This window comes from Nocardia elegans NBRC 108235 (genome assembly GCF_001612845.1).
Taxonomy (GTDB): domain Bacteria; phylum Actinomycetota; class Actinomycetes; order Mycobacteriales; family Mycobacteriaceae; genus Nocardia; species Nocardia nova.
Genome location: NZ_BDBF01000001.1, coordinates 223,001 through 249,198, shown reverse-complemented (window position 1 = coordinate 249,198; position 26,198 = coordinate 223,001). Strand labels below are relative to the sequence as shown.

General features: G+C 67.6%; 29 protein-coding genes. 10 read left to right on the top strand and 19 right to left on the bottom strand.

The features are described 5' to 3' along the window. Window positions 1-63 precede the first annotated feature (63 nt). Complete coding sequence (locus NE2_RS01150) at window positions 64-1,107, bottom strand: PDR/VanB family oxidoreductase (protein WP_063023012.1); 1,044 nt, start codon at window positions 1,105-1,107, stop codon at window positions 64-66. Further along, window positions 1,107-1,997, bottom strand: a complete 891-nt coding sequence (locus NE2_RS01145) for a metal-dependent hydrolase (protein WP_063023010.1) — start codon at window positions 1,995-1,997, stop codon at window positions 1,107-1,109. The genes NE2_RS01150 and NE2_RS01145 overlap by 1 nt, the downstream gene beginning before the upstream one ends. 99 nt (window positions 1,998-2,096) lie before the next feature. On the opposite strand from NE2_RS01145, the gene NE2_RS01140 reads away from it, so the two are divergent. Beyond that, window positions 2,097-2,711 carry a TetR/AcrR family transcriptional regulator gene (locus NE2_RS01140; RefSeq protein ID WP_063023325.1) on the top strand — a complete coding sequence of 205 codons (615 nt, stop codon included), beginning with the start codon at window positions 2,097-2,099 and terminating at the stop codon, window positions 2,709-2,711. Window positions 2,712-2,802: 91 nt separating this feature from the next. Here the strand turns inward: NE2_RS01140 and NE2_RS01135 are convergent, their stop codons facing one another. The 5 genes from NE2_RS01135 to NE2_RS36160 form a co-directional block, all read right to left on the bottom strand. Then, window positions 2,803-3,423, bottom strand: coding sequence for an MBL fold metallo-hydrolase (locus NE2_RS01135; RefSeq protein WP_233429603.1), 621 nt, complete (start codon window positions 3,421-3,423; stop codon window positions 2,803-2,805). Continuing rightward, on the bottom strand, window positions 3,420-4,502 hold the full coding sequence (locus NE2_RS01130; protein ID WP_030515752.1) for an S-(hydroxymethyl)mycothiol dehydrogenase: 1,083 nt from the start codon (window positions 4,500-4,502) through the stop codon (window positions 3,420-3,422). Before NE2_RS01130 ends, NE2_RS01135 begins: the two co-directional genes overlap by 4 nt. Before the next feature lie 130 nt (window positions 4,503-4,632). Next, window positions 4,633-4,917, bottom strand: coding sequence for a hypothetical protein (locus NE2_RS01125; RefSeq protein ID WP_063023006.1), 285 nt, complete (start codon window positions 4,915-4,917; stop codon window positions 4,633-4,635). Further along, the gene (locus NE2_RS01120; RefSeq protein WP_146165200.1) at window positions 4,898-5,077 is read right to left on the bottom strand and encodes a hypothetical protein; all 180 of its coding nucleotides are present in this window, start codon (window positions 5,075-5,077) and stop codon (window positions 4,898-4,900) included. Before NE2_RS01120 ends, NE2_RS01125 begins: the two co-directional genes overlap by 20 nt. Before the next feature lie 5 nt (window positions 5,078-5,082). Beyond that, on the bottom strand, window positions 5,083-5,250 hold the full coding sequence (locus NE2_RS36160) for a hypothetical protein (RefSeq protein WP_167356686.1): 168 nt from the start codon (window positions 5,248-5,250) through the stop codon (window positions 5,083-5,085). A 194-nt stretch (window positions 5,251-5,444) separates the two neighbouring features. Here NE2_RS36160 and NE2_RS01115 point away from each other — a divergent pair, with 194 nt between their 5' ends. Next, entirely contained in the window at window positions 5,445-6,335 is an 891-nt protein-coding gene (locus NE2_RS01115; protein ID WP_063909231.1) for a helix-turn-helix domain-containing protein, read from the top strand. Beyond that, window positions 6,332-6,538, top strand: coding sequence for a DUF397 domain-containing protein (locus NE2_RS01110; protein ID WP_063023000.1), 207 nt, complete (start codon window positions 6,332-6,334; stop codon window positions 6,536-6,538). The genes NE2_RS01115 and NE2_RS01110 overlap by 4 nt, the downstream gene beginning before the upstream one ends. Before the next feature lie 216 nt (window positions 6,539-6,754). Here NE2_RS01110 and NE2_RS01105 read toward each other — a convergent pair whose 3' ends face one another. From NE2_RS01105 to trxA, 5 genes are all read right to left on the bottom strand, one after another. Next, window positions 6,755-6,967 carry a hypothetical protein gene (locus NE2_RS01105; protein ID WP_063022998.1) on the bottom strand — a complete coding sequence of 71 codons (213 nt, stop codon included), beginning with the start codon at window positions 6,965-6,967 and terminating at the stop codon, window positions 6,755-6,757. Between the two features lie 218 nt (window positions 6,968-7,185). Further along, a complete protein-coding gene (locus tag NE2_RS01100; RefSeq protein ID WP_030515757.1) occupies window positions 7,186-7,623 on the bottom strand; it encodes a VOC family protein in 438 nt (145 codons plus the stop codon). A gap of 87 nt (window positions 7,624-7,710) precedes the next feature. After that, complete coding sequence (locus NE2_RS01095) at window positions 7,711-8,646, bottom strand: universal stress protein (protein ID WP_063022996.1); 936 nt, start codon at window positions 8,644-8,646, stop codon at window positions 7,711-7,713. 30 nt (window positions 8,647-8,676) lie between these two features. Then, window positions 8,677-9,513 carry a ribosome hibernation promotion factor gene (locus NE2_RS01090; protein WP_084493669.1) on the bottom strand — a complete coding sequence of 279 codons (837 nt, stop codon included), beginning with the start codon at window positions 9,511-9,513 and terminating at the stop codon, window positions 8,677-8,679. A gap of 139 nt (window positions 9,514-9,652) precedes the next feature. Then, window positions 9,653-10,021, bottom strand: a complete 369-nt coding sequence (gene trxA / locus NE2_RS01085) for a thioredoxin (protein WP_063022993.1) — start codon at window positions 10,019-10,021, stop codon at window positions 9,653-9,655. A 304-nt stretch (window positions 10,022-10,325) separates the two neighbouring features. On the opposite strand from trxA, the gene car reads away from it, so the two are divergent. Further along, window positions 10,326-13,808: a carboxylic acid reductase gene (gene car, locus NE2_RS01080; protein ID WP_063022991.1), complete on the top strand. Its 3,483-nt coding sequence runs from the start codon at window positions 10,326-10,328 to the stop codon at window positions 13,806-13,808. Between the two features lie 133 nt (window positions 13,809-13,941). Continuing rightward, window positions 13,942-14,136, top strand: a complete 195-nt coding sequence (locus NE2_RS35400) for a hypothetical protein (protein ID WP_146165201.1) — start codon at window positions 13,942-13,944, stop codon at window positions 14,134-14,136. A gap of 70 nt (window positions 14,137-14,206) precedes the next feature. Here the strand turns inward: NE2_RS35400 and NE2_RS01075 are convergent, their stop codons facing one another. Next, window positions 14,207-14,959, bottom strand: coding sequence for an SDR family oxidoreductase (locus NE2_RS01075; RefSeq protein WP_233429602.1), 753 nt, complete (start codon window positions 14,957-14,959; stop codon window positions 14,207-14,209). Between the two features lie 50 nt (window positions 14,960-15,009). On the opposite strand from NE2_RS01075, the gene NE2_RS01070 reads away from it, so the two are divergent. From NE2_RS01070 to NE2_RS01050, 5 genes are all read left to right on the top strand, one after another. Then, window positions 15,010-15,324 (top strand): winged helix-turn-helix transcriptional regulator, encoded by a 315-nt coding sequence (locus tag NE2_RS01070; protein ID WP_227462808.1) that lies wholly within the window; start codon window positions 15,010-15,012, stop codon window positions 15,322-15,324. Between the two features lie 149 nt (window positions 15,325-15,473). Beyond that, window positions 15,474-15,935 carry a hypothetical protein gene (locus NE2_RS01065; RefSeq protein ID WP_106958430.1) on the top strand — a complete coding sequence of 154 codons (462 nt, stop codon included), beginning with the start codon at window positions 15,474-15,476 and terminating at the stop codon, window positions 15,933-15,935. A gap of 127 nt (window positions 15,936-16,062) precedes the next feature. Next, a complete protein-coding gene (locus NE2_RS01060) occupies window positions 16,063-16,965 on the top strand; it encodes a metal-dependent hydrolase (RefSeq protein ID WP_063022988.1) in 903 nt (300 codons plus the stop codon). Continuing rightward, complete coding sequence (locus tag NE2_RS01055; protein ID WP_063022986.1) at window positions 16,962-18,071, top strand: PDR/VanB family oxidoreductase; 1,110 nt, start codon at window positions 16,962-16,964, stop codon at window positions 18,069-18,071. Before NE2_RS01060 ends, NE2_RS01055 begins: the two co-directional genes overlap by 4 nt. 24 nt (window positions 18,072-18,095) lie before the next feature. After that, a complete protein-coding gene (locus NE2_RS01050) occupies window positions 18,096-19,865 on the top strand; it encodes an SDR family oxidoreductase (protein ID WP_063022984.1) in 1,770 nt (589 codons plus the stop codon). 102 nt (window positions 19,866-19,967) lie between these two features. On the opposite strand, the gene NE2_RS01045 is transcribed toward NE2_RS01050, so the two are convergent. From NE2_RS01045 to NE2_RS01020, 6 genes are all read right to left on the bottom strand, one after another. Further along, a complete protein-coding gene (locus NE2_RS01045) occupies window positions 19,968-20,897 on the bottom strand; it encodes a slipin family protein (protein ID WP_084493668.1) in 930 nt (309 codons plus the stop codon). A 651-nt stretch (window positions 20,898-21,548) separates the two neighbouring features. Further along, window positions 21,549-22,067, bottom strand: coding sequence for a UCP032817 domain-containing protein (locus NE2_RS01040; protein WP_063022982.1), 519 nt, complete (start codon window positions 22,065-22,067; stop codon window positions 21,549-21,551). A gap of 61 nt (window positions 22,068-22,128) precedes the next feature. Then, window positions 22,129-23,148, bottom strand: coding sequence for a TerC/Alx family metal homeostasis membrane protein (locus NE2_RS01035; protein ID WP_063022980.1), 1,020 nt, complete (start codon window positions 23,146-23,148; stop codon window positions 22,129-22,131). Between the two features lie 199 nt (window positions 23,149-23,347). Next, the gene (locus NE2_RS01030; RefSeq protein ID WP_063022979.1) at window positions 23,348-23,779 is read right to left on the bottom strand and encodes a nitroreductase family deazaflavin-dependent oxidoreductase; all 432 of its coding nucleotides are present in this window, start codon (window positions 23,777-23,779) and stop codon (window positions 23,348-23,350) included. A gap of 138 nt (window positions 23,780-23,917) precedes the next feature. Beyond that, window positions 23,918-25,003, bottom strand: coding sequence for an NAD(P)H-dependent amine dehydrogenase family protein (locus NE2_RS01025; protein WP_063022977.1), 1,086 nt, complete (start codon window positions 25,001-25,003; stop codon window positions 23,918-23,920). 39 nt (window positions 25,004-25,042) lie between these two features. Continuing rightward, complete coding sequence (locus NE2_RS01020) at window positions 25,043-26,095, bottom strand: Rieske 2Fe-2S domain-containing protein (RefSeq protein ID WP_063022975.1); 1,053 nt, start codon at window positions 26,093-26,095, stop codon at window positions 25,043-25,045. Window positions 26,096-26,198 lie beyond the last annotated feature (103 nt).

The window sequence follows — 26,198 nt, the reverse complement described above, 5'->3', positions numbered from 1 at the left end:
GATCGGCGTGGCATGCGCTTGTTCGGACAACGTTGTCCCTTCTCGGTGTCGGAGGTCGAGCGCTCAGAGGTCGAGCACGAGATCGTCGCCCGCCGCGCGGGAGACGCAGATCAGCATCCGGTCGCCGCGCTCGGCGTCGGACAGCAGGCGGTCGCGGTGGTCCACGGCGCCGGAGAGCACGCCGGTCTTGCAGGTTCCGCAGAATCCTTGGCGGCAGGAGAAGGTCACGTCCGGCGCCACGCGCCGAATCGCGCTCAGCGCGGTCTCGTTCGCCTCCACCCGCACCGTCCGGCGGGAGCGGGCCAGTTCGATCCGGAACGGCTTCCCGTCGGTGACGGGCAGAGCCGAGAACCGTTCGGTGTGCAGGGAGCCGGTGGGGTTCAGCTCGAACATGCAGCGCTGGGCGGCCGCGAGCATCGGCGGCGGCCCGCAGACGTAGACGGCCGCGCCGGGCTCGGCCCGCGCGATCAGGTCCGCGACCACGGGCACGCCGCACTCGTCGTCCGGCCGGATCTCCGCGTGCGCCGGCAGCTCGGCCAGGAACGGCATGGCGGAGCGGGTGCGGCCGGTGTAGATCAGCTGTCCGCGCGCGCCGGCCGCTATGGACATCGGCAGGATCGGGGTGATCCCGATGCCGCCCGCGAGGAACAGGTAGGACGGCGCCTCGAGGAAGGGGAAGGCGTTGCGCGGACCGCGAATTCGCAGTGGGTCGCCCACGCGCAGCGTCTCGTGGATCTCCCGGGAGCCGCCCTCCCCGTCCGCGATGCGGCGGACCGCGATGCGGTAGCGCTGCCGGTCGGCGGGGTCGCCGCACAGCGAATACTGCCGCTGCCGGCCGGACGGCAGGAAGACGTCCAGATGTGAGCCGGGACGCCAGCTCGGCAGATCGTCACCGCCGGGCGCGCGCAGCGTCAAGCCGGCCACGTCGTCGGCTTCCCGCTGGACGGACTCGACCACCATATTCAGGTCGAAACCGTTGCGCCGCACCGGGTTCGGCCGTGACAACACCGTGGCGGCCGGTCCCGAGACGAACACGTGTTTGTAGACGTCGATGACGCCGCCGAGCATCCGCAGCCCGGCGGGCACGCTGGTCGCCGCGCGGGTCATCACTGTGCCGCCCTGGCCGCGGGCGAGTGTGCGAGGTAGCGCAACGCCGTATCCATCGGGCCGAGCTGGGAGGGATGGAATCCCGGCCGCAGGTAGCGCGGGATCTCGGTGAAGAACGTCGTCCAGCTCGGGATCACCTTGCGACGGGTCGCGCTGACGAATTGCCATCCCCAGAACCGGCCCTTGTCGGGCGAAGGGTCCTTGCGATACATGTACGCGGCCGACAGCACGAACAGCGGCAGCAGCGTCGCGCTCGCGACCAGCGCCGTCCGCGCTTTGCGGGCGTAGCTGCCGTCGACGTGCATGAACGCGTCGTACACGACGCTGCGGTGCTCCACCTCTTCGGCGCCGTGCCAGCGCACCAGATCGAGCATGGCCGGATGCATCCCCTTCTGCTCGAGCACCTCGGCGTTGAGCAACCATTCGCCGAATACGGCGGTGTAGTGCTCCATGCCGGCGAACAGTCCGAGCCGTTCCTTGAGCCATTCCTCTTTGGCGCGACCGGTCAGTCCGTGGTCGCCGAGGATGCGATCGACGGCCCAGCCGATCGCGCCGACATAGGAGTCGACGTCCAGCCCGATCGACTGCAGGTGCGTGCGAGCGGCCTCGTGGGTAGCGGCATGCATGGTCTCCTGTCCGACGAATCCGGTCACCTCCTCGCGGAGCCGTTCGTCGTCGATGTAGGGCAACGACTCCGCGAGGGCCTGGGCCATCGCCCGCTCACCTTCCGGCAGCAGCAGGTGCATCACGTTGACGATGTGGGTGGCCAGCGCCTCACCGGGGATGTAGTGCATGGGCACGGTGGCGAAGTCGAAGTGCACGTCGCGCGCGTTGATCGCATGCGCCTCGTCGCGGTAGGGGCGCCTCGTCGCGCCAGCTGTCGAAGCCATACACGGAACGTACAGCGCAACATTTTCTATTGCAATGTTGCGCGCAACATTTTTCTCGAGAATGTTGCAAAGGGTGGTCCCTCTGTTAGCGTGGACAGTGTGATCAGCGCGTCGAAAACTGCCTCTACCCGGGACAATGCCGCCGATGGCGTGGAAGCGCGCATCCTCGACGCGGCATTGGTCCGGTTCCAGAAGGTCGGCGTCAAGAAGACCACCATCGAGGACATCGCCCGCGAAGCGGGCGTCGACCGGGTCACGGTCTACCGGCGCATGGGCTCCCGCGACGACGTGGTGCAGGCGGTGGTGAACCGCGAAGTCACCGCCGTGCTCACCGATGTCGCCGAGATTCCCGAGCGCCATGACACCGTCGAGGACCTCGTCACCGACGTCTTCGTCACCGTCCTCACCCGCTGGCGGACCAACCCGCTCGTCGAGCGCATGATGGCCCTCGAGCCGGAGCGGGTCATCATGAAGCTGACCGCCGAGGGCGCCACGACCTTCGCCATGTGCGTCTCGGCGACGGCGGCGGTCTTGCAGCGCGCGGTGGACCGTGGGCTACTGCCCGACGCCCCCGACCTGCTCACCCGCGCCGAATTGCTCTGCCGCATAGTGCATTCCCTCATCCTCGCGCCGTACTGCGCCGGAGAATTCCACAACGACGAAGAACTGGCCGCCTTCGCCCGCCTCTACCTGATCCCGCTGGTCAAGGGGTGAGCGAGGCCGCCACGGTAAGGGCGTCACGACCGAGGGCCGCACGATCGCTCGTGCGGCCCTCGTCGTGCAAATGACTGTGCGGCAGTGATTTTCAGTGACCGCGTTTGATCCATTCCGACAGGTGCGGTGCCTCCGCGCCGATGGTGGTGGAGTCACCGTGTCCGGTCAGTACCGTGGTATCCGCGGGCAGATTCAGCAGGCGGGTGCGGATGGATTCGATGATCGTGGGGAAGCTCGAGAACGAGCGACTCGTCGCGCCGGGACCGCCTTGGAACAGGGTGTCACCGGTGAAGACCGTCTTCTCCGAGGCCAGGTACAGGCTCACCGCGCCGGGGGAGTGGCCCGGTGTGTGCAGGACCTCGATCTCACTGCCCGCCACCGGAATTCGCTCCCGATCGTGCAGCGGTTCGTAGCGGGTGTCGGGGTAGAGGGCACTCCACAGCACCTCGTCGGCCGGATGCAGCCGGATCGGGGCGCGCAGCGCCTCGGCCAGCTCGGTGGCCACGTTGATGTGGTCGTTGTGGGCGTGGGTGCAGAGGATCGCGCGCACCGTGCGATCGCCGACGGCCGCGATGATCGGCTCGGCCTGGTGGGCGGCATCGATCACAACGGCCTCACGGTCGTCGCCGACGACCCAGACGTTGTTGTCGACATCCCAGCTGCCGCCGTCCAATTCGAACTTTCCGGAGGTGACGACGCGGTCGATCCTCACAGCGTCACCACCGATCGCAGCACGTCACCGTGGTGCATGGTGGTGAAGGCCTGCTCGACCTGGTCGAGGGCCACGCGCTCGCTCACGAACCGCTCCAGCGGCAGCCGTCCCTGGCGGTAGAGGTCGAGCAGCATCGGGAAGTCGCGTTCCGGCAGGCAGTCGCCGTACCAGGACGACTTCAGCGAGCCGCCGTGCGAGAAGAAGTCGATCAGCGGCATCTCCAGCTGCATATCCGGCGTCGGCACGCCGACCAGCACCACCGTGCCGGCCAGATCGCGCGCGTAGAACGCCTGCTTCCAGGTTTCCGGCCGCCCGACCGCGTCGATCACCACGTCGGCGCCGAAACCGCCGGTCAATTCCTGTACTCGCTCGACCACGTCATCACCGGCCTCGAGGGTGTGGGTGGCCCCGAGTTCCTTGGCCCACTCCAGCTTTCGCGGATCGCGGTCGATGGCGATGATGGTGGTGGCGCCCGCCAGCCGGGCCCCCGCGATCGCCGCGTCACCGACGCCGCCGCAGCCGATGACCGCGACCGAATCGCCGTAGCTCACCCCGCCGGTGTTGATCGCCGCCCCCAGTCCGGCCATCACACCGCAGCCCAGCAGTCCGGCCACGGCGGGATCGGTCTCCGGGTCGATCACGGTGCACTGTCCCTCGTGCACCAGGGTCTTGTCGGCGAAGGCGCCGATGCCCAGAGCCGGGGTCAGCTCGGTTCCGTCGGCCAGCGTCATCGGCTTGCTCGCGTTGTGGGTGTCGAAGCAGTACCACGGCTTGCCGCGTTTGCAGGCCCGGCACTGGCCGCATACCGCGCGCCAGTTCAGCAGCACGTGATCGCCGGGCTGGACGTGCGTGACGGCGTCGCCGACCGTTTCCACCACGCCGGCCGCCTCGTGGCCGAGCAGGAAGGGGAATTCGTCGTTGATGCCGCCCTCGCGGTAGGTCAGATCGGTATGGCACACCCCGCAGGCCTGCACCCGCACCACCACGTCGTGCGGGCCCGGATCGGGGATGACGATATCGACGATCTCGACCGGGGCGCCCACACTGCGGGCGATGACGCCGCGAACCTTCTGGGACATGGAATCTCCTTTACGCGTCGAGGGTGCCGGTTCACCTATGGGTCAGTGTATGCCCGCCCCAAATATCTCGGACAGGTGTCCGGACTGTAGTTCGGTTCGCGGGTCTGCGGCGGCCTGGGACACCGGGCGGTCAGGAGGCGAACCGCCGCCGGAACTCCTCGCTCACCGCGCACCAGAGCGCGTGGTATTCCGGCAGCAGGGAATGGGCCTGCGCGAGCGTCGGTGCGACGGTGAACACCACTCCGTCGCAGGAGTACCGGGTCGCGGCGTAGTCCGCGAAACGTGCGGTGTCGATGGGTATTTCGCGATCGGCGAGGTGGGTGATCTCGATTCGGCCGTGGTCGCCGACCCGCCACCACGCCGACCGTGGCCCGGCCGCCGTGCGAAAGTGTTGGTTATTCCCGGTATCGGTCACGGTATTTCGCCTTTCGCGCTCGGTCTTCGTCGGCGATGCGGTCGAGAATGGCGCGCACCGAATATCGCGTGTCCGGCTTGGAAATCTGCTCGGGCCAGAACACCGCGAGCACGATGACCGCCAGCGGAATACTGATCAGCAGAACGAATTCCCAGAACATCCGCTTCACTCCCGACCCGAATCCGGCACCAGGTGTTTTGCCTCGATGAGCCGCTGCTTCGCCTGCTTTTTGACCGGGCACACGCACAAAGCGCAGTCGATATGCAATTGCATGATGATGTGTGCGTAGGAGACGGTCATGATCGGCATTCGATCGTGGTTGAGCAGTCCCATGGTGGATACTTCCCCTGCGATGTGAAAGTGATTGTCGGCGTTGAGGTTGCATCCACTCGGCCGCGAGTTGTAGTCGAATGGTGGGGATTTCGGGTATCCGTTGCCGTACCGATTGTTTGAACTCGTCTACCAGCAACCTGTCCAGTGGGGACCTGTCCAGAAAACCGGGACACAATCGATAGGGGAGCTAACGAATGGGGTCAGGGAGCACACTCGCGCAGCGAGCATTGGGGCGTGAACTGCGGCGGCTGCGAAATGCCAAGGGAATGGGACAATCCCAGGCCGCGCGCATCGCGGAAACATCGCATCAGACCATCGGCCGCATCGAAGAGGGTCAGACGACGCGGATCACCAGTCTGCAAGTGAACGCGCTGTGCGACAGCTACGGGGCGACCGATGAGGAGCGGCGCATCTGCCTGGATCTGGTGAAGGAGATTCGCGCATCGCGAGAGGGGAAGGTGACGGCCAGCTGGTGGAGGGCGTATGCGGACGCGCAAACTACTGGATTCGACCACTATCTTGCCCTGGAGGATGCCGCCAACAAACTCACGATCTGGCAGTTGATGATCGTTCCTGGACTGCTGCAGACTCCTGAGTATCGCCGCGCTATAGCGTGGGCAGAATCGCCCGACCTGCCATCCGAGCAACTGGAACGGCGCATCGAATGGCAGACGCATCGCCAAGAGCGATTGAAGGATCCGGAACTGCACATTGCCGCATTTCTGTCGGAGGCGGTCTTGCGTGATCAGGTCGGCGGGAAGGCTGTCATCGCGGGGCAGATTCGCCAACTGATCGCGCTGTCCGAGCTCCCCAACATCGACATTCGGGTCACACCGTTCAGCGCGGGCCCGCACGTCGGGCGGTTCGCAGGATCGTTCACGATGGTGGAATTTCCAGTCCTCTCGGCCAATCTGGTGCCTCCTCCGATCGTCTACTCGGAGGGTTACGCAGGCGACCTCTATCTGGAACGAGAGACCGAGATCCGGCGATATCAACGAGTCGTGCGCGAGATCACTCGTGTAGCGTTGGACGGGGTCGAGTCGAAGAAGTTGATGTCCGAAATTTGCAAGGAGCACAGCCGGTGAGCACCAACGATCTCTCCACGGCGAAGTGGTTCAAGTCGAGTCGGTCCACTTCTACGAAGGACTGTGTCGAGGTAGCGTTCCTCGATGATGGTGTGGGCGTACGTGATTCGAAGAACCCCACCGGTCCGGCCCTGATCTTCACTCCCTCGGAGTGGTCCGCCTTCACCACCAGCGTCGAGGCCGGCAAGTTCGACCAGGCATAAGCCTCCGCTCCGCGCCCGAACCGAGAACCCTCGAAGCCGCTGCACCCCAAGGGCTTCGAGGGTTTTCCCGTATCACCCGCCGTTCATGCGCCCAGTTGGATGCCCCGTCCGCGACCGAATCTTTACATGGGAGGAGAAGGCTGCCGCGGAGGCATCGATGCACGACCGTCGTCTGCTGTTCCGACGATCCGGCACCACGCAGGATGGCCTCGAAACCTATCGGTCGAAGACGGCGGCCAGTGTGTCCGCGGTGAGGATTCGTAGCGCCCATTTCCGCACTTCTTCGGGCCGCGCCGCGTGCACGGTCCCGGTGACCGATTCCGGCAGCGGCCCGAACTTGAACGCGAGCTGCTGAAGCAACACCCGTGCCTCCCCGCGTGCCTCGCCACGCGCTTCCCCGCGGGCCTCCAGCTCTTCGGCGATGGTCATGAAGACCTCCTTCGTATGGGGATCGAGCTGGTCCAGCAGCGGCTGCAGGTCGCTACCGCTGGTTCCGCCGACGTGCGGGAGCTGCTGGCCCGCGAGTGGAGTCGCGCGCTCGAGACGAGGACATGGACGGAAAGTTACTCTGCCGCAACGACATTAACATCGCCGGGCGCGGCATGTCGTTGTGGAGGATCCGGCGGGGTAGCGGGCACGATCCGCCGTCAGTCCTTCTTCAGCTCCTCGGCGAGCATCACGAGGATTCCGCTCGGGCCGCGGAGGTAGGTGAGCTTGTAGATGTCCTGATAGGTCGCGACGCCGCGAAGCGGATGGCAGCCGTGCTTCGCGGCGATCTCGAGGGCTGTGTCGATGTCGTCGACCGAGAAGGCGACCCGGTGCATGCCGATCTCGTTGGGGCGGGTGGGTTCCGTCTCGATCGCATCCGGGTGGATGTACTCGAAGAGCTCGAGGCGACCGTGACCGTCCGGGGTCTGGAGCATGGCGATCTTGGCGTGATTGCCGTCGAGACCGACGGCGGTGTCGGTCCATTCACCACTGACCGTGTCCCGGCCGAGAACCGTGAGACCGAGGTCGGTGAAGAAGGCGATCGCTGCTTCGAGGTCGCGAACGGCGATGCCGACGTTCTCGAGTTTGATGGGCATGCGGTGGATGCTACCGAGCGGGGCTGACCAATTTCGGTAGACGAATTACCGGCCGGGGCCCCTCGTCGTCGCGGAACGAGCCGGCACTCATGCGACGCCTTCCGCCCCGGCGGTTACGTGTTCGGTGACCGCCGCGTCGGCCTCGCCGCCCCGGACGACGATCGTCGGACAGTGCGCGAGATGTAGCAGCGCGGTACTGGTCGAACCCAGCACCAGACCGGGAAACCCGCCGCGCCCGTGGGTACCGACCACCAGCAGTTGCGCGTCCTCGCAGCGGGCGAGCAGCGCCCGAACGGGGCTGTCGCACATCACGACTCGCTCGACCGATACCTCCGGGAACCGTTCCGCCCAGCCGGCCAGTCTCTCGGCCAGCACCACCCGCTCGGTCTCGCGAATCGCCTCCCAGCCGACCACGGGGAGGTCGTAACCGCTCCGATCGCTCCAGGCGTGTACCGCGACCAACCCGGCCCCGCGCCGGGACGCCTCGGCGAAGGCGAGTTCGACGGCCGGGACGCTGTTCGCGGTGCCGTCCACTCCGACCACGACCGGTTTCCGCGCCCATCCGGCGTCGGCGGCCGGATCGCCGTGCACGACCGCGACCGGGCAGTGCGCGTGCCGGCTGAGCGCGGTGCTGACCGAGCCGAGCACCATCCGCCCGATCGCCCCGCGGCCATGGCTGCCGACCACCACCATCCGCGCCCGCGCCGAATGCTCGAGCAGGGTGGGGATGATCATGTCGAAACTCAGTTCGGTGCTGATCGCCAGCGTCGCATCGGGTGTGGCGTGGCGCGCCACCGCCGCCGCTTCGGCCAGTACGCGTTCCCCGTCCGCGCGCAGCCACTGCTGTTCCGCGGCGGCCAGCACCGCGGTCAGGCCCGGATTCGGCGCTACGCCGTAGGACGTGACGATGTGCAGCGCGCAGTGCTGCAACGCGGCCTCGACGGCGGCCCACACCACGGCTTGCAGCGCGATCTCCGAGCCGTCGGCGCCGACCACGATCGCCGGTGTATCCGGTCCGGTCATAGGTGTCTCCTCTTCCCGTGTGCGCCGGGCCTATTCGGTGCGGTCCGCGGCGTCGGTGCGGTCTGCGGCGTCGGAAGGCGTGATCAGGCCGTAGTGCCCGTCGTAGCGGTGATAGAGCACGCAGCCGCGATCGAGGTCCCGGTCCCGGAAGAAGACGAACGGCCATCCGGTCAGTTCCAGCCGGGTGATCGCCTCGGGCACGCTCAGCCGTGGCGCCTGCCGGCTGCTGACGGACAATGCCGGCAAGCCGCGGGTCACCGCGTCGGGACGCGGATCCACCTGCGCCAGACGGTAACCCGTGGCGCCGTCGCGATACAGGATGCTGTCGACGCGGCTGCCGTATTCGGTGAACAGCTGGAACTCGTAGTCCATGAGCTCCATGTCGAAGGCCGCCTCGTCGACGGTCTCGTTCGTCAGCGCGTACGACTTGTGCCGCACGACTCGACGCTCCTCGGCCGGACGCGGGTGGTACGGCAATCCGTTTCGCGGAGCAGCGCCGTGCCGCCATTCGTGGACCGCCCCGGCTCCCCGTCCCCCTCGTACGGCTTCCCAGTGTCGCGAGATGCGGGCGAGGCGTGACTCGAGCCGCGCCCGGAGCAGGTCCACGGCTTCGCGCGTGCTCGTGCCGGTGACCTGCACCCGCACCGGGCGACCGGCGAGATTCACATTGGCCTGGGCGACAACCGATCCGCCGAGGGCGGGATCACCGTGACCGGTGAGCCGCACTCGCGCGGACAGGACGGGCTCCGACGCGTGGGCCAGCGCACGCCCGATCTTCTCCCGCGCGTAGTCCGCTCCCGCATCCGACACATAGCGGCCGGCGGAGACCTGGAGGATCGGCTCCGCCGGCGAAACGGTGTTCTGCATGAGGAGGACAGTCGCATCCGCGCGCCCCGGTGCGAGAGGGCACAAAGTCACCGTGCCGCTGCCGTTCGGCCGCTTCTCGGCGGCCGAACAATCGGCGAAGCCGCGGTGGTTCCGAGGGGCGATCCGGCAGCGACCCGGCTCACACTCGCGCCGCCTGCGCGGCCATCTCTCGGCGCACGTCGTCCATGTTCAACTCGCGTGCCCGTGAAATGAGTTGCTCCAGTGCGTCTTCGGGGACGACGCCCGGCCGCGCGTACAGCACGACACCGTCGCGGACGATCATCAGCGTCGGAATGGAGCTGATCCGGAACGCGCCCGCCAACTCCTGTTCCGCCTCGGTGTCGACCTTTCCGAACACGACGTCCGGATGCTTCGCGGCGACGCGCTCGAAGATCGGCGCGAACATCCGGCACGGACCGCACCAAGATGCCCAGAAGTCCAGAACCACCAGGTCCGAGCCCGCGACGACCTGGTCGAAGTTCGCCTTGGTCACTGTCGTAGTTGCCATGTCTCTCTTCTCTCTTGGGTCATATACCCCGGGGGGTATTTATGGAAGCGTGTGGGTGGCGCACTTATTCCACGCGGAGTCTCGCCCCGGTGCCGGAACGGAGACGTCTTCACGCTGGAATCGAAGAACACCCAGGGGTGGTGCAACCATCATGTGAGTAGGCATTTCCGCTGCTGCCTACCGAATTGTTGGCGCAAAGGCTTGACGAACGGGTAGTTAGCGGAGCTAAGTTAACCGTGATGCGCGCTACAGTGGCGCGTGGGGACGACTCGTCCGCCGGTAGACGACCCAGGGAGACCCACCCATGCCCGATGACGTGCAGAAGACCGAGCGTAAACGGCGCCTCGCGGCGGCGATGGCCGACGACGAGGTGCGGGCGGCATGGCCGGATGCGGACGTCAGCGCCGCACTCGCACGCCCGGGCCTGCGCCTGGCCGAACTGGTCGACACTGTCATGACCGCGTACGCCGACCGTCCGGCCGTCGGGCAGCGGGCCGGTGAGATCGTCGTCGACGCCGAGGGGCGCCGGGTGCGGCGGCTGCTGCCGCGCTTCGAAACCCTGAGCTATCGGCAGCTGTGGTCGCGCGCCGGGGCGCTGGCGAGTGCGTGGCAGGCCGCGGGGGTGCGCGCCGGTGATTTCGTGTGCACCGTCGGATTCGTCAGCAGCGATTACGTCACCGTCGACCTCGCGGGCGTGCGGCTCGGCACCGTGGCGGTGCCGCTCCAGGCCACCGCCGCTGTCGCGCAATGGAATTCGATCATCGCGGAGACCGAGGCGCGGGTACTGGCCTGCAGCGCCGAACTGCTCGACGCCGCTGTCGAGGCCGCGCTGGCGAGTGCGACGATCGGGCAACTGGTCGTCTTCGACAGCACCGGCGACGATGACGAACGCGCGGCCGTCGCGGCGGCGCGCGCCCGGCTGGCCGAATCGGGTCGCGAGATCGCGTTCGACTCGCTGCACGATCTCGTCGAGCACGGTTTCGCCCTCCCGGCCGTGCCGCTCGCGAGCGCGCCCGGCGACGATCCGTTGTCGCTGCTCATCTACACCTCCGGCAGCACCGGAACGCCCAAGGGCGCCATGTACACCGACCGCCTGGCCGCGGCGATGTGGTTGTACACCGCCAAGGCGCCGGTGCCCGCGATCACCCTCAACTATCTGCCGCTCAGCCATGTGGCGGGCCGTCTGCAACTGGGCGGCACGCTCGCTCGTGGCGGGACCGCCTACTTCACCGCGCGCAGCGATATGTCGACGCTGTTCGAGGATCTGGAGCTGACCCGGCCCACGGAACTGGTCTTCGTTCCGCGCGTCTGCGAGATGCTGCTGCAACACCACCAGGGTGAGGTCGAGACCCGGATCGCGGCCGGCGGTGAGCGCGGCGTCATCGAGGACGAGGTGAAAGCCGAACTACGCGAACGACTTCTGGGTGGCCGCTTTCTCGGCGCGATGTGTGCCAGCGCGCCGCTGGCGCCGGAGATGCGTGCCTTCATGGAATCCGTGCTGACCATCGGCCTGCACGACGGATACGGCTCCACCGAGGCCGGCGGCAGCGTCATCGTCGACAACAAGGTCCGGCGCCCGCCGGTGCTGGACTACAAGCTCGCCGACGTCCCCGAACTCGGCTACTTCGGCACCGACCAGCCCCATCCGCGCGGTGAACTGCTGCTCAAGACCACCACCATGTTCCCGGGATATTTCAAACGCCCCGAGATCACCGCGGAGATGTTCGACGAGGACGGCTTCTACCGCACCGGCGACGTGGTCGCCGAACTCGGCCCCGACCATCTGGTCTACGTCGATCGCCGCAACAACGTGCTCAAGCTGTCACAGGGCGAGTTCGTCACCGTGGCGAAGCTGGAGTCGGTGTTCTCCACCAGCGCGCTGATCCGTCAGATCTTCGTCTACGGCAGCAGCGAACGCGCCTACCTGCTCGCGGTGATCGTGCCGACCGACGAGGCGCTGGCGCTCCCGGATCCCCGTGCGGCACTGGCCGAATCGCTGCAGGAGCTGGCGAAGGAGGCCGGGCTCAACAGTTACGAGATTCCGCGCGACTTCCTGCTCGAGGCCGAACCGTTCACTCAGGACAACGGTCTGCTGTCGGGAATCGGAAAGTTGTTGCGGCCCAAGCTGAAGGAACGCTACGGCGAGCGCCTGGAGCGGCTCTACGCCGAACTGTCCCAGGAACAGGCCGACGAACTGGCGGCACTGCGCCACGGTGCGGCGGATCGTCCCGTGCTGGAGACGGTGGGCCGCGCCGCGCGGGCCCTGCTGGGCTGCGCGAGTGGCGATATCCGGCCGGAGGCGCATTTCACCGACCTCGGCGGCGATTCGCTCTCGGCGCTGTCGCTGTCGAATCTGCTGAGCGAACTGTTCGGCGTGGAGGTGCCGGTGGGCACCATCGTCCATCCGGCGAATACATTGCGGTGCTTGGCCGAACACATCGACACCGAACGCCGCGGCGGCGGCCGCCGCCCCACGCTCGCCACCGTGCACGGGCGCGGCACGCGGGTGCGGGCCGCGGATCTGACCCTCGACGCGTTCATCGACCACGAGACCCTCACTGCCGCAAAGTCTCTGCCGCCCGCACCGGCCCCGCCGCGCACGGTTCTGCTGACCGGGGCGAACGGCTACCTCGGCCGGTTCCTGTGCCTGGAATGGCTGCACCGGCTCGACGCCTGCGACGGCACCCTGATCTGTGTGATCCGCGGCCGTGACGCCGACGCCGCGCGGGCGCGTCTGGACGAGGCGTTCGACAGCGGGGATCCGGTTCTGCTGCAACGGTATCGGGAGCTCGCCGAACGCCGGCTGACCGTCGTGCCGGGTGATATCGGCGAACCGAATTTCGGGCTGGGCGAGGACCGGTGGCGCGAACTCGCCGAAACAGTCGACCTGGTGGTGCACCCGGCGGCGCTGGTCAATCACGTGCTGCCCTACGACCAGCTGTTCGGGCCGAACGTGGTGGGAACGGCCGAGGTCGTCCGCTTGGCGATCACCGCGCGCCGCAAGCCGGTGACCTATCTGTCCACGGTCGCGGTAGCCTCCCAGGTCGACCCCGCGCGCTTCACCGAGGACGGCGATATCCGCGAGATCAGCCCCGAACGGATCATCGACGGCGGCTACGCCAACGGGTACGGCAACAGTAAATGGGCCGGTGAGGTGTTGCTGCGCGAGGCGCACGACCTGTGCGGACTTCCGGTCGCGGTCTTCCGGTCCGACATGATCCTCGCGCACAGCGAATTCGCCGGGCAGTTCAATCTGCCCGACTTGTTCACCCGGTTGCTGCTCAGCGTGCTCGCCACCGGCCTCGCACCGGAATCGTTCTACCGCCCGGCCGCCGACGGGGGGCGCGCCCGCGCCCACTACGACGGCCTTCCCGCGGACTTCACCGCCGCCGCCATCACCGCGCTCGGGCCCGGCGCCGACAGCGGATTCGACACCTTCGACGTGCTCAACCCGCACGACGACGGCATCGGCCTGGACACCTTCGTCGACTGGCTCGTCGCCGACGGTCACCGCATCACTCGCATCGCCGACTACGCCGACTGGCTGGCGCGTTTCGAGACCGCACTGCGTGCCCTGCCCGAGCGGCAGCGGCGGCATTCGGTTCTGCCGCTGCTGCATGCCTTCCGTCGTCCGGCCCCGGCCGTTCCGGGATCGGCGCTGCCGGCCGAGCGGTTCCGGGCCGCCGTGCGGGCGGCGGGAACCGGCCCGGACGGCGACATTCCGCACCTGAGCCGGGAATTGATCGGCAAATACGTCCGGGATCTGACCGCCGCGGGTCTGCTGTGAAGATTGCCGAAACCGGACACAGCCGGGGCCTGCCGGGCGTACCGTTTTGCCCCACAGCGTTGGTCGGCGAAGGCGCCGAGGGTGATCGCGTCGCCCCGGGCGCTCGCCGAGTGCGACAAGGAGGTCGATTCCGGTGCACCGACTCGAGAGGTCCGCTCTGTGGCGCTGTGTGCTGAACGGATTGTCCGCGCTGGGTGCGGGTTTCGGCGCGATGGTTCCGGTCTACCTGAACGAGTGCCAGGTCGACGACTACCGCGACGCCGAAGCGGCCGCGGCCGAATGGGACTGGTCGATCCCGTATCAGTGGTTCGATCACGCCCACGGGTGATCGTGCGGGCCCGGCGGCGGTCGATGTGGACCGATCGTGGCCGTGGCGGTGCCGGCTCCGCGTCCGACGGTCAGGTAGCCGGATCGATCGCGTCGGCCAGGTAGTCGGTCCCGCCGACATAGACCGTATGGCCGGATTCGGTATCGGCCGTGGTGGTGTCGGCGATCGCGGTCGCGAACTCGTCGATCGTGGGCAGCGCACCGTGTTCGGTTCGCGCCGCCACCGCGTCCGGATCGCGGCGTTCGAGCAGGCGCACGATGATGGTGCCCTCGATCATGTCGCCCGATACGACAGTGAAACCGATTCCGCGCGAGTCGAATTCGCCGATCATGGCGCGCAGCGCGTCCTCGCCCGCCCGCTTGCTCCGTGCGATGGGCTCGTAGTCCGCCGGGGTGGGTTTGCGGCCGTGGAAGTGCGCCTGGTGGCTGGTGACGAACACGATGCGCGCACCCGGGGCCATGAGCGGTAACGCCAGCCGGACCAGCCGCACCTGGGCGTCGCGGTTGATCGCCATCGCGTAGCCGGGCTCGGCGCCGTGTTCGAGCCCGCCCGAGGCGTTGAGGATCAGCACGTCCAGCCGCCCGAATCGGGTGCGGATCTCCTCGATCATGGTCGCAGCGGCCCCGGGATCGGACAGGTCGGCGCCCACCGGCGTCGCCGATCCGCCGTCGGCGGCGATCGAATCGGCGAGAATGCTTGCCCGCCTGCGTTTCTCGCGATAGTTCAGGACGACGTGATCGCCGCGCCCCGCGAGAATCCGGGCGGTCTGCGCCCCGATGCCGCGGGAGGCGCCGGTGATCAACACGATGCGTTGTGAATCCACCCGCACTCCCACTCGTTGCTTCTATTTCAGAATCACTATGGTGGTTCGAAATGAGAAGTGCAAGAGAGCGCGAGGGCGCCCCCCGTGCGGCGATGGAACTGCTGGGGCAGCGCTGGATGCTGCGCGTCGTCTGGGAACTGACGCCGGGACCTCTCGGTTTCCTCGAGCTGCGCCGGCGCATGGACAACTGCTCCTCGAGCATGCTCTCGGTGCGCCTGCAGACCCTGCAGGGCGCCGGTGTGATCGTCAAACGCGCCGACAAAGCCTACGAGTTGACCACGGCCGGAACCGAACTCGTGCGGGCGCTGCAACCGCTGTGGGCGTGGGCGGCGAGCAATCTCGACGCCGGCGCGGTGGGGGAATAGTCGCTGTCGTCGACCGAGCGCGGCGATAGGTGCCGAGGTTGCGCGTATGCGCCGGTGTCGCGTGCCCCCGGCCGCCGAATCGATCCACTAGGTTTGGTAGACACGCCCACGGGCGGCGGGTGGAGTTCGACGAAGATCTGGGGACTGACATGAACGGTGACACGATTCGGCGCGGTAGCCGCCCGCTGTTCGGCGCGGCCGCGGCCGCCGCGTTGCTGATGCTGACCGGCTGCGGCTCGTCCGACTCGGGGAACGCTCGCCCGGCCGACTCGGTCGCGCCGAAGGCGACCACCGCCAGTACGGTCCCGGAAGTTATCGACTGTTCCTTCAGTAAGCCGGCGGTCCGGCCGGAGAATATGATCCTCGCCTGCGCCGATCTGGGTGCTCAGGTCGAACAGATCGTGTGGCAGAGCTGGGGGCCGGATCAGGCGCAGGGAGACGGTGTCGAGCGGGAGAACACCTGCGATCCCAACTGTGCCGCCGGCAAGTACGTCACCAAAAAGGTGCATCTCACGCTGACCGACGTCGCGCGGCCGGGCAATGTCTTCACCAAGGTGACCACCGTGGATGCCGACGGTCACACCTTTACCTGGCCGAGAACTCCGCGCTGATCCGCTCCGGCGGCCAAAATTATGTGGTACTCAGGGTGTCGCTTACCGCCCGATAATTGCTACGCTGCCGTAGCAACGGTGCCGGTGCGGCCGGAACCGATGGCCGAGATGACGACCAGGAGTACCGATGAAGTTACTTCCCATGCGCAACCGCGGCGTGGGCGATCCCGGTGAGGTGGCGCTGCACGCACGGAATGTGCAGTTCGATTGGCGGGCCACCCCGCTGCACTGGCTGGCCGCCGAACCCATCGCCTCGCATGTGTTCAACTCGCTCAACCTGCTGCTGCCCGAGGGCGAGCGGATGTTCATCCAGACCTTCTCCGAGGCGCTGCCGCTGATCAAGGACGAGAAGCTGCGCGAACAGGTCATCGGCTTCATGGGGCAGGAGGCCATGCACGCCGAAACCCACAACGATTCGCTGCAGCAGGTCTTCCGCGCCCACGGCGTCGACGTCGACAGCTACGCGCGGCAGATGGAGTACATCTTCCGTAAGGCGCTGGGTCCGCGAGAGGGGCAGACGCCGCGTGAGCAGTTCCACACCCTCGTCGAACGGCTGGGCTTCATCGCCACCCTCGAGCACTTCTTCGCCTTCCTCGGCGACTGGATCATCAACGCCGATCTGGAGCGGTTCGACGCCGCGCCCAATATGCTCGACCTGTACCGCTGGCACGGCGCCGAGGAGGTCGAGCACCGCTTCGTCGCCCACGATGTCGCCGGATATTTCGAGGTCGGCTACGTGCGCCGGTGCGCGCTGATGGCGATCACCTTCCCGATCTTCGTGGCGCTGCTGCTGCGCGGCACGAAGTATCTGGTGCACCAGGACGCCGAGCTGCCGAATATGGGGTATCCCCGCATCGTGGGCAAGGCGCTCGGTGCGATGTGGCGGGGTGCGCTGCCCGGAATTCCCTCGCTGCTGTGGTCGGCGCTGTCGGTGGCCAAGCCCGGATACACCCCGGCCTCGGTCGGATCGACCGCGCAGGCCGTGGCGTATCTGGCGAAATCGCCTGCGGCACAGGCACTCGCGTCGTGACGACACGCAGGCCCGTGCCCACCGAGCTGCCGCCCGACCTCTACGGTGGGCGCGGCTCGGACCGGCCGATCCGCATCATCGGCGCGGTCGCCGAGGCGCGGATGCGGTGGGCGTCGCTGATCCACCGGCGTCCGGTGACCGGCGCGGTCGACAGCGGCCGGTTGCGCGTGCGGGTGGTCGAGCGGCGGATCGAGGCGCACGACGCCGATGTGGTGAGCCTGGTGCTGCGCGCCACCGACGGCGGCGCGCTGCCGACCTGGCGACCTGGCGCCCATCTGGACCTGGAACTGCCGTCGGGCCGGCTGCGGCAGTATTCGCTGTGCGGTGACCCCGCCGATCGGTTCCACTACCGGATCGCGGTGCGCCGCATACCGGGCGGCCTCGGTGGTTCGGTCGAGGTGCACGACGATCTCCGCGTCGGCGCCGAACTCACCATCCGCGGGCCCCGCAACGCCTTCCCGTTCGTCCTGCCGGGCCACGGATCCTCCGCTGCCCGTGTGCATTTCGTCGCGGGCGGCATCGGGATCACGCCGATCCTGCCGATGGTGCGGATGGCGCATCGGCTGGGCGTGGACTGGACCATGGTCTACACCGGCCGCAGTCGCGACACCATCCCGTTCCTCGCCGAAACAGAATCCTTCGGCAGCCGGGTGACGGTGCGCACCGACGACGAGGGGGGTGTGCCGACGGCGGCGGAACTGCTGCCCGGGGTCGGCGTCGACACATCGGTCTACTGTTGCGGGCCGGTCCCGATGACCTCGGCGATCGCCGCGGCCGTTCGCGAAATGCCCGGTGTGGAACTGTATTCCGAGCGATTCTCCGCCGCGCCGGTGGTCGACGGCAAGCCGTTCCGCGTCGAGCTCGCTCGCACCGGTGAGGTGCTCGACATTCCCGCCGACCGCTCGGCGCTCGACGAAGTGCTGCGCGTCCGGCCCGATATCGCCTACTCCTGCCGGCAGGGTTTCTGCCGCACCTGCAAGGTCCGGGTGCTCGACGGGCAGCCCGATCATCGCGACACCGTCCTCAGCCCCGGCGAGCGCGCCGAGGGCGAACTGCTCATCTGCGTATCACGGTGCGCGGGTGAGCGTTTGGTACTCGACCTCTGACCTCCACTCGCCCTCTTCGAGGAGATTTTCGTGACCGACTCCGCCCCCGTTCCGGACTCCGAACACTTCGTCCGAAACGGTGACTTCGATATCGCCGTCTACGAATACGGCGATCCCGCCGCACCGACCATGCTGCTCGTGCACGGCTGGCCCGACGACCATCACCTGTGGGATCGGGTGATTCCCAAGCTGTCCGGGCGTTTCCACGTCGTCGCCTACGACACCCGCGGCCACGGCCGCTCCACTCGGACCGATCGCACCGAGGACTACGGCCTGGACCGCTTCGCCTCCGACTTCTTCGCGGTGGCCGATGCGGTGAGCCCGGACCGGTCCGTGCACGTGCTCGCCCACGACTGGGGTTCGGTGCAGGTGTGGGAGGCGGTGTGTGAGCCGCAGGCCGCCGCCCGGGTGGCCTCGTTCACCTCGGTCTCCGGCCCGAATCTCGACCACCTGGCGAAGTGGACCCGCAATCGGATGGGCCGCGGCGCGGTGTGGGGCCCGGCCACGCAGCTGCTGTCCTCGGCCTACACCTTCCTGTTCATGACCCCCGGCCTGAACAAGGCGGTGATGCGGCCGCTGTCGTCGGAGAAGGTGTGGAAGCGGTTCATCGGCCTGATGAACGAAACCTCCCCGGAGAACGTCACATTGGGTCCGGCGTTCCGGCAGGACTTCTTCGACGGCATGCGGATCTACCGCGCCAACATCCTGCCGCGCATGCTCGGCCCACGCGAGCGGCACACCGAGGTGCCGGTGCAGCTGATCATCGCGCGCCGCGATATCGCGGTGCGTCCGGCCGGGTACGACGACACACCGAAGTGGACCGATCGGCTGTTCCGGCGCGAGATCGCGGGCGGGCATTGGCTGCCGTTCTCCCATCCGGAGTTGCTGGCCACCTCGGCGACCGAACTCGCCACGGCCGTCGACACCGGTGAGTATCCGCGCACGCTGCGCCGCGCCGAGGTCGGTGTGCAGGCCGGGCCGTTCACCGAGCGGCTGGTCGTGATCACCGGCGGCGGCAGCGGCATCGGCCGCGAAACGGCGCTGGCGTTCGCCCGCCGCGGCGCCGAGGTCGTCCTGTCGGATCTGAACCTGGACGCCGCCAAGGAGACCGTGGAACTGATCACGGCGGCCGGTGGCATCGCGCACGCCTACGCCGTCGACGTCTCCGACGAAGCGGCGATGAGCGAGCACGCGAGCGCGGTGATCGCCGCTCACGGCGTGCCCGACATCCTGATCAACAACGCCGGCATCGGCCAGGCCGGAGACTTCTTCGAGACTTCCGCCGCCGAATTCGACCGGGTGCTGCGGGTGAACCTCGGCGGCGTGGTCAACGGCTGCCGCACCTTCGGCGCCGCCATGGCCGAGCGGGGGCTCGGCGGACATATCGTCAACCTGTCCAGCATGGCCGCCTACAGCCCGCAGCAGGGTTTTAGCGCCTACTCGACCAGTAAGTCCGCGGTTTTCATGTTCTCCGACTGCCTGCGCGCCGAACTGGCCGGCAAGGGTATCGAGGTGCACACCATCTGCCCCGGCATCGTGCACACGAATATCGTTGCGACAACGAAGTTCTCGGGCCTGTCCGACGATGCGGAGGCCGCGAAGCAGGCCCGCTACGACGCGCTCTACCGCAAACGCGGCTACGGCCCGGAGAAGGTCGCCGACCGGATCGTGCGCGCGGTCGAACGTCACCGCGAGATCGTCCCGGTCACGCCGGAAGCCCACCTGCAGTACCACTTCAGCCGCTTGGCCCCGGCCGTCCACCGCTTCGTCGCGGCGCGGGTGAAGCTGACGTAGGCCGCGTTTCGCGTCGTCGGCGCGGGGGACCGGTCGTACGGTCGATGCGACCGGTCCGCTTGTTCGAGCCGGGGTCGAGGGAGCCGGGGGAGCAGCCGGCCTTCACTCGGGGCGAATCGGTGCGCGCTGCGGTGATCGCGAGGCGTCGGCCCAGGGCGGTTCGGCGGAGCGGGGGTCCACGCCGGAATCCGTGTCCGGCGCATGCGCCGTCCCGGCTTCGGCGGTGGGCGTGTCCGAGCGGCTCTCGGCCGGCGCCGCACCCGATTCCGGCGGGGTCGATCGTTCCAGGAACCGCAACAGCTCCACCGGGAACGGCAGCACCAGGGTCGAATTCTTCTCTGCCGCAACCTCGACGACGGTTTGGAGCAGTCGCAGCTGCAGGGCCGCCGGGGCGGTCGCCATCCGTTCGGCGGCGTCGGTCAGCTTTCGTGAGGCCTGGAGCTCGCCCTCGGCGGTGATGACGCGGGCGCGGCGTTCGCGCTCGGCCTCCGCCTGCCGAGACATCGACCGTTTCAGCGCCTCCGGCAGCGCCACATCCTTGATCTCCACCCGGTCGATGTGGACGCCCCAGGCGAGGGCCGGACTGTCGATCATCAATTCCAGGCCCTTGTTCAACTGTTCGCGGTTGGACAGCAGATCGTCGAGTTCGCTCTTACCGATGATCGAGCGCAGCGAGGTCTGCGCCACCTGTTCGACGGCGAACAGATAGTCCTGCACCTCCACCACCGCCTGTGTCGGGTCGATCACCCGGAAGTACACCACCGCGTCGACCCGCACGGTCACGTTGTCGCGAGTGATGCCCTCCTGCCCCGGCACCGGCATCGTGACAACCTGCATCGGCACCTTGCGCATCTTGTCGACGAACGGAATGAGCACCCGCAAACCCGGCTTACGCACCGCCCGCACCCGCCCGAACCGGAACACCAGCCCGCGTTCGTACTGCTGAACCACCCGCAACCCGGTCCCGAACGCGACCCCGGCGCACACCGCCCCCGCCCCCACGATGAATGCGGCAAACGTCGCAACGTCCATAGCGTCACCACCATGCGAAACGCCCGGCACGCCCGGGACCGGGCTCCTGCCATCGATCATGGCACCGTTGCGCCGAGCGGGCCACGAACGGTTCGCGAGGGAGGTTCGCGGCCGGAGAGGTCGCGCCGGGAGCGGCACAACCGGCTCACCGGGCGAACACCGGGTTGTGCGGCTACGGTCCGCTCATGCACTTCGTCGTCATCGCGGCCGTGGTCGGCGCACTCGTCTGGATCTCGGTGGCAGCCGTTCGCCGAGAAGCATCGCCGTCGGCGCGGCGTCGGAAATGGGAGGCCGGCGATGCGGGTCGTAGTGGCCGCACATTCAGCGGAAGTGATTGCGGCGGAGGCGGTTGCAGTACGGACAGCTTCGGCGGGGAAAGCGGTTGCGGTGGCGGTAGTAGTTGCGGCGGTGGTAGCGGCTGTGGAGGTGGCAGCAGTTGCAGCGGGGGCGGTAGTTGCAGTGGCGGGAGTAGCTGTGGTGGAGGTAGCAGCTGTGGCGGCGGGAGCAGTTGCGGTGGCGGCAGCAGCAGCTAGGTCGAAAGGCCACCTCGGCCGGCATGCGCGGGCGGCCCAGGGGATCGTCGCACCCGATCGGTTCGCGCCGGTCTGTGTCTGTGCGGCAGGAGCAATCCGTGGCGACCGGCGGCCATCGTCACCGCCGAGCGCGGCGCCCTGAACCTCCGCTGATCTCACCCAGGGCGGTTTCCACCTCGGCGATCCGCTCCGGCGAGACTCCCCACGGATTCTCCACTCCCACAACGACATCCAGATCCCACAGCACGCAGACCTCGCCCGGGTCGGCTACGAGGGACCAGGCGACGACGGTGCGTCCGAGCTGAGTCGCCATCGGCACACCGCTGCCGCCGCCGTAGCCGTCTCCCTCGGGGAAATGGTGCAGGAACCGGCCGTACGCGGCCTCGCAGAAGTCCCGGTAACGCTTGGTGCACAGGATCAAACCGTGCCACGCCTCGTCCACGGCATGGGACGGCATGCCGATCACCTGGTCGTCGGCCAGCGCCGCTCCGCAGCATCGCAACCATTGCCGCAGACCGGTGTCCACCAATTCCCGCGGTTGCCAGGGACAGGTCTTGAAGACGGCCTCCGGCAATCGCAGCGCATCGACGGCGCGCCGGGTGCGGACCGGATCGATACGCCGGAAGCGGGACAGCACCGGCCCACGGTACGGCCGAGATTGCGCGGCGGACAACTCCTGCGCCCGCGGGCCGCGGTGCTCATCGAGCGGACGTGTCGACGGTAACCGAGTCGCCGTCCTTCTCGCCCCGGGTGGCCAGCAGGCTGGTCACGGTCACCACGCCGAGCACCAGCACGATCACCAGCAGGGAGGCGGCGGTGGGGATCTCCGGCAGCCAGTCCCAGTAGCCGTGGGCCCAGTGCAGCACCAGTTTGACGCCGATGAAGCCGAGGATCACGGCCAGGCCGTAGGCGAGGTGCACCAGGCGGGCCAGGACCGCCTGCAGGACGAAGTAGAGGGCGCGCAGGCCCAGCAGGGCGAAGGCGTTGGTGGCGAACACCAGATACGGGTCGCCGGTGACGCCGTAGACCGCGGGCACCGAGTCGATCGCGAACACCAGGTCGGTGGCCATGACGGCGGTGACCACCAGAGCGAGCGGGGTCAGGGCGCGGCGGCCGGCCTCCCGCACGGCCATCTTCGTGCCGCGGTAGTCGTCGGTGACGGGCATCAGCCTGCGCATCAGGCGCACCGAACGCATGCGGGAAATGTCGACTTCCTGTTCGTGCCCGGTGACCGCGTCGCGGATCAGCTTGAGCGCGGTGAGCAGCAAAACCGCGCCGAACAGCAGGAACGCCCAGTCCAGCGAGGCGAGCGCGGCCGCACCGACGGCGATGAAGATGCCGCGCAGCACCAGTGCGCCCACGATGCCGAACAACAGCACCCGTTGCGCCAGCACCGCCGGGACCGCGAAGGCCGCCAGCAGCAGCATGAAGACGAACAGGTTGTCCACCGAGAGCGACTTCTCCAACAGATAACCGGTGATGAACTCGGTGGCGGGCTTCGATCCGAATCCGGCCCACAGCATGCCGAAGAACGCGACCGGCAGCGCCAGGTAGAACACGGTCCAGCCGACCGCCTCCCGCATCGACACCTCGTGCGGTTTGCGGGTGACGACGAAGTCCAGCGCGAGCAGAACCAGCACACCGGCGATGGTGGCGGCCCACAGCCAGGGGGAGCCGATGGTGTGCAGCTGTTGGGCTGCGAGAACGGACGAGTTCACAGGTCTCCTCGGGTATGCGAAAGCACCCGAGGTCTCCTTCACCCGGAATCCGGGTGGCCATCCGGGGATCCCGACGGCGGAATCCGTACTGACCGGTGTGGCGCTTGGGAAGTACTCCCCTCGGAGGCGAGGATAGCGAAACCTTTGCCCGAAAACCAAGCGATCCGGACGAATGTGACGAGTCCGACCGCCGCCCGCGTCACTTCCGCGGGCTGAGCACCACCACCGATATGGGCCGATCGGTCATCTTCTGGTACTGCGTGTACCGGCCTTTGTTGACCTTGTCGACCAGCGACCACCGCCGCGCGTACTCGGTGTCGTCCGGATACGTCGGCCGCGCGGTCACCGGAATCCGCCGATGCCCGACCTGGATCTCGCACTCCGGCGCCGCCTTCACATTCGCCAGCCACCCCGGCGGCCGCGGCGACCCACCGTTGGACGCCGTCACCAGATAGTCGTTGCCGTCTCGCGCATAGGTCAGCGCACTGGTGCGCGGCTGCCCGGTCTTGCGCCCCACCGTTCGCAACAACAGGGTGGGGTTTCCGAACAGCAGCCGGTGCCCCACGAACCCGTCCGACTTCTCGTAGATCCACTGATGAGCCCGCAGCGCGGTGGAAAACAGATCAGCCATCACACACCTCCGATCAGGCGACTGGGCAACCCCTGCCCAACCCTAACCGGCGCGGAGCGCGAAAGCCCGCAACAAGATTCAGCCGCACCCCGTGCATGCGCGATCCACGCGACGGGCCGGGATGCGGGTGCCGAGCGTTCAGATCCTGAAGCGTCCCGCGAAGGTGCGCAGCGGCAGGTCCGCGCTGGTGATGATGCCGGGGCGCGCGGCCACCACGGATCGGATGGCATTCAGGGCCGGCAGGCCGGTGACGGTCATGCCGATCGAGGCGAAGTTCTCCGGGTTCGACAGATCGAAACCCTTGCGCGGGAAGATCATGTGCTTGCTGTAGATGTTGGGGTCGCCGGTCACCTGAGTGATGTAGCAGCCCTTGATCTCCCACGACGGGTCGGTGTGCGGCGTCATCTGCCACTCGAGATGGGTCTCCACGCGCGGGATACCGTCGACCATGCCCTGATACTTGATGTAGTTCGCGCCGAGCGAGCCCTTCGGCATGAAGTACCAGCCGAGGTCGACGTCCTTGGTGCAGGCGCCGAGTTCGTAGCCGAACGTCACCTCGTCGAGTTCGAGTCCGAAGGCGTCGGCCATGAGGTAGACCGAGTCGGCGAACACCGCGGTGTAGCGGTAGAGCGAATCCGGGATCGTGGGGTCGTCGATCGGGCGGCCGTAGCCCACGGCCTTCCAGGTGTCGACGGAGTGGTGGCAGGAGACGTCGACCGATTCGGTGACGGTGATGTTCTCGATGTCGGCGACGTCCGCGGTGTGCACGATGCCGAGTATCTGGCACAGACCCGGGTTCATGCCGGTGCCGTAGAAGGTGGCATTTCCGCGCTCACAGGCGGCCTGGATCACCTCGCTGACCTTGCGGCCCGAGGGATGGGCGTGGTTGGTATCGCGGTGGAAACCGGTGATCCAGTCCGCGGTGGTGACCACGTTGATGCCCGCTTCGAGGACCTTCTCGTAGAGATCTTCGTCGGGGAAGACGCCGTGGAAGGTGAGGACGTCGGGCCGCGCGGTGATGATCTCCTCGACAGTTCCGGTCGCGGTGACCCCGATGGGGTCGAGGCCGACGATCTCACCGGCGTCGCGGCCGATCTTCTCGGGCGTGTAGCAGTGCAACCCGACGAGCTCGAGATCGGGATGGTCGCGGATGCGCCCGATCATCTCGGTGCCGAGATTGCCGGTGGCTACCTGGAATACCCGGATCTTGTCGGAGGTGCTCATCGCGTGCCTTTCGGTGTGGTGGCTGCGGGGTGACGGTGCTCAGGCGGTCGCGTCGGCCGCGGGATGTACGGCGCCGCTGTGCGGCCGGTGCGGGTCGGTGCGCGCGGGGCCGACGTCGGGATAGAACTGCAGCGCCCACTGGCGTAGCGCGGTGAATCCCTGAAATTCCTTGCGGCTCAACGCGGGTGGATCGGAGTAGCGCTGGTGCGCCCAGATGTCGATGTCGGCCTCGAACTGTTCGATCACGAAATCGGCCATCGTCTTGCCGTATCGGCTGATCTCGGGGCTGTCGTCGCCAGGCTTGCGGCCGATCCACACGGTGAACCGGACGTCGGAGGTGTATTCGTCCACCGGCGTCACCGCGGGCATGGTGCGGTTGTCGACCATGCCCCAGCTCTTGGTGATCGAACAGCCCAGCCCGGCATTGATCGATTCCACGCCGCTGTTGACGTCCGATTCGCTGATGCCCTCGTCGAAGGCGATGGTGAAGTCCACGTAGGACACCGGGCCGGAGAAGTCGTGGCGGGTGAACTCCGGCACGAACGGCGTCTTGTGCACGACCTTGAAATGTGCGAAGTCGACGCCGTTCTCCATGATGTACTGCGGATGCAGTTCCAGGCCCGGGCGGAACAGTGTGGCCGCGGGCACCGGCGGGTAGTAGTCGGCGGCGGTCTTGTCGTCACCGAATGCCTCGAAGATGTCCGGCACCTCGAAATACGGTGCGCGGCCGTCGATGTCGAACCAGATCCACACGGCCTCGTTGCGTTCGACGACCGGATAGCTGCGGATGCGGCGGCCCTTGTTGGGATGTGCCTCGTAGGGGATGCAGACGTTGCGCCCCTGCCGATTCCACTCCCATCCGTGGAACGGGCACACCAGGTTCTCGCCGTCGACGCGCCCGCCGTAGCCCAGATGCGCACCGAGATGTTCGCAGTACGCGTCGAATACCGCGAGCTGCCCCGATGCCGAGCGCCACGCGACCATCTCGCGGCCGAAGTACTTCATCTTGTGGACGGCACCGATGGGGATCTCGGTGCACCACGCGACCTGGAACCAGCCCGTCGGCTCCATCGACAGGGGTGGTTTTGCCATCTCGATCCTCCACATTCGGCGAGGGGCTTGCGCGTCGCGGCGCAGACCGCCGCGCCCGGCGACACAAGGGTAGAACCCTCTATGAAAGAAAACAAGAGGGTTC

What these genes read in the sequence shown, in the direction of transcription:
- NE2_RS01150 (WP_063023012.1), bottom strand. Translation starts at nt 1,107, where the DNA reads ATGACCCGCGCGGCGACCAGCGTGCCCGCCGGGCTGCGGATGCTCGGC.
- NE2_RS01145 (WP_063023010.1), bottom strand. Translation starts at nt 1,997, where the DNA reads ATGGCTTCGACAGCTGGCGCGACGAGGCGCCCCTACCGCGACGAGGCG.
- NE2_RS01130 (WP_030515752.1), bottom strand. Translation starts at nt 4,502, where the DNA reads ATGTCCCAGAAGGTTCGCGGCGTCATCGCCCGCAGTGTGGGCGCCCCG.
- NE2_RS01120 (WP_146165200.1), bottom strand. Translation starts at nt 5,077, where the DNA reads ATGTTCTGGGAATTCGTTCTGCTGATCAGTATTCCGCTGGCGGTCATC.
- NE2_RS36160 (WP_167356686.1), bottom strand. Translation starts at nt 5,250, where the DNA reads ATGGGACTGCTCAACCACGATCGAATGCCGATCATGACCGTCTCCTAC.
- NE2_RS01115 (WP_063909231.1), top strand. Translation starts at nt 5,445, where the DNA reads ATGGGGTCAGGGAGCACACTCGCGCAGCGAGCATTGGGGCGTGAACTG.
- NE2_RS01105 (WP_063022998.1), bottom strand. Translation starts at nt 6,967, where the DNA reads ATGACCATCGCCGAAGAGCTGGAGGCCCGCGGGGAAGCGCGTGGCGAG.
- NE2_RS01100 (WP_030515757.1), bottom strand. Translation starts at nt 7,623, where the DNA reads ATGCCCATCAAACTCGAGAACGTCGGCATCGCCGTTCGCGACCTCGAA.
- NE2_RS01095 (WP_063022996.1), bottom strand. Translation starts at nt 8,646, where the DNA reads ATGACCGGACCGGATACACCGGCGATCGTGGTCGGCGCCGACGGCTCG.
- NE2_RS01090 (WP_084493669.1), bottom strand. Translation starts at nt 9,513, where the DNA reads ATGCAGAACACCGTTTCGCCGGCGGAGCCGATCCTCCAGGTCTCCGCC.
- trxA (WP_063022993.1), bottom strand. Translation starts at nt 10,021, where the DNA reads ATGGCAACTACGACAGTGACCAAGGCGAACTTCGACCAGGTCGTCGCG.
- car (WP_063022991.1), top strand. Translation starts at nt 10,326, where the DNA reads ATGCCCGATGACGTGCAGAAGACCGAGCGTAAACGGCGCCTCGCGGCG.
- NE2_RS01070 (WP_227462808.1), top strand. Translation starts at nt 15,010, where the DNA reads ATGAGAAGTGCAAGAGAGCGCGAGGGCGCCCCCCGTGCGGCGATGGAA.
- NE2_RS01065 (WP_106958430.1), top strand. Translation starts at nt 15,474, where the DNA reads ATGAACGGTGACACGATTCGGCGCGGTAGCCGCCCGCTGTTCGGCGCG.
- NE2_RS01060 (WP_063022988.1), top strand. Translation starts at nt 16,063, where the DNA reads ATGAAGTTACTTCCCATGCGCAACCGCGGCGTGGGCGATCCCGGTGAG.
- NE2_RS01045 (WP_084493668.1), bottom strand. Translation starts at nt 20,897, where the DNA reads ATGGACGTTGCGACGTTTGCCGCATTCATCGTGGGGGCGGGGGCGGTG.
- NE2_RS01030 (WP_063022979.1), bottom strand. Translation starts at nt 23,779, where the DNA reads ATGGCTGATCTGTTTTCCACCGCGCTGCGGGCTCATCAGTGGATCTAC.
- NE2_RS01025 (WP_063022977.1), bottom strand. Translation starts at nt 25,003, where the DNA reads ATGAGCACCTCCGACAAGATCCGGGTATTCCAGGTAGCCACCGGCAAT.
- NE2_RS01020 (WP_063022975.1), bottom strand. Translation starts at nt 26,095, where the DNA reads ATGGCAAAACCACCCCTGTCGATGGAGCCGACGGGCTGGTTCCAGGTC.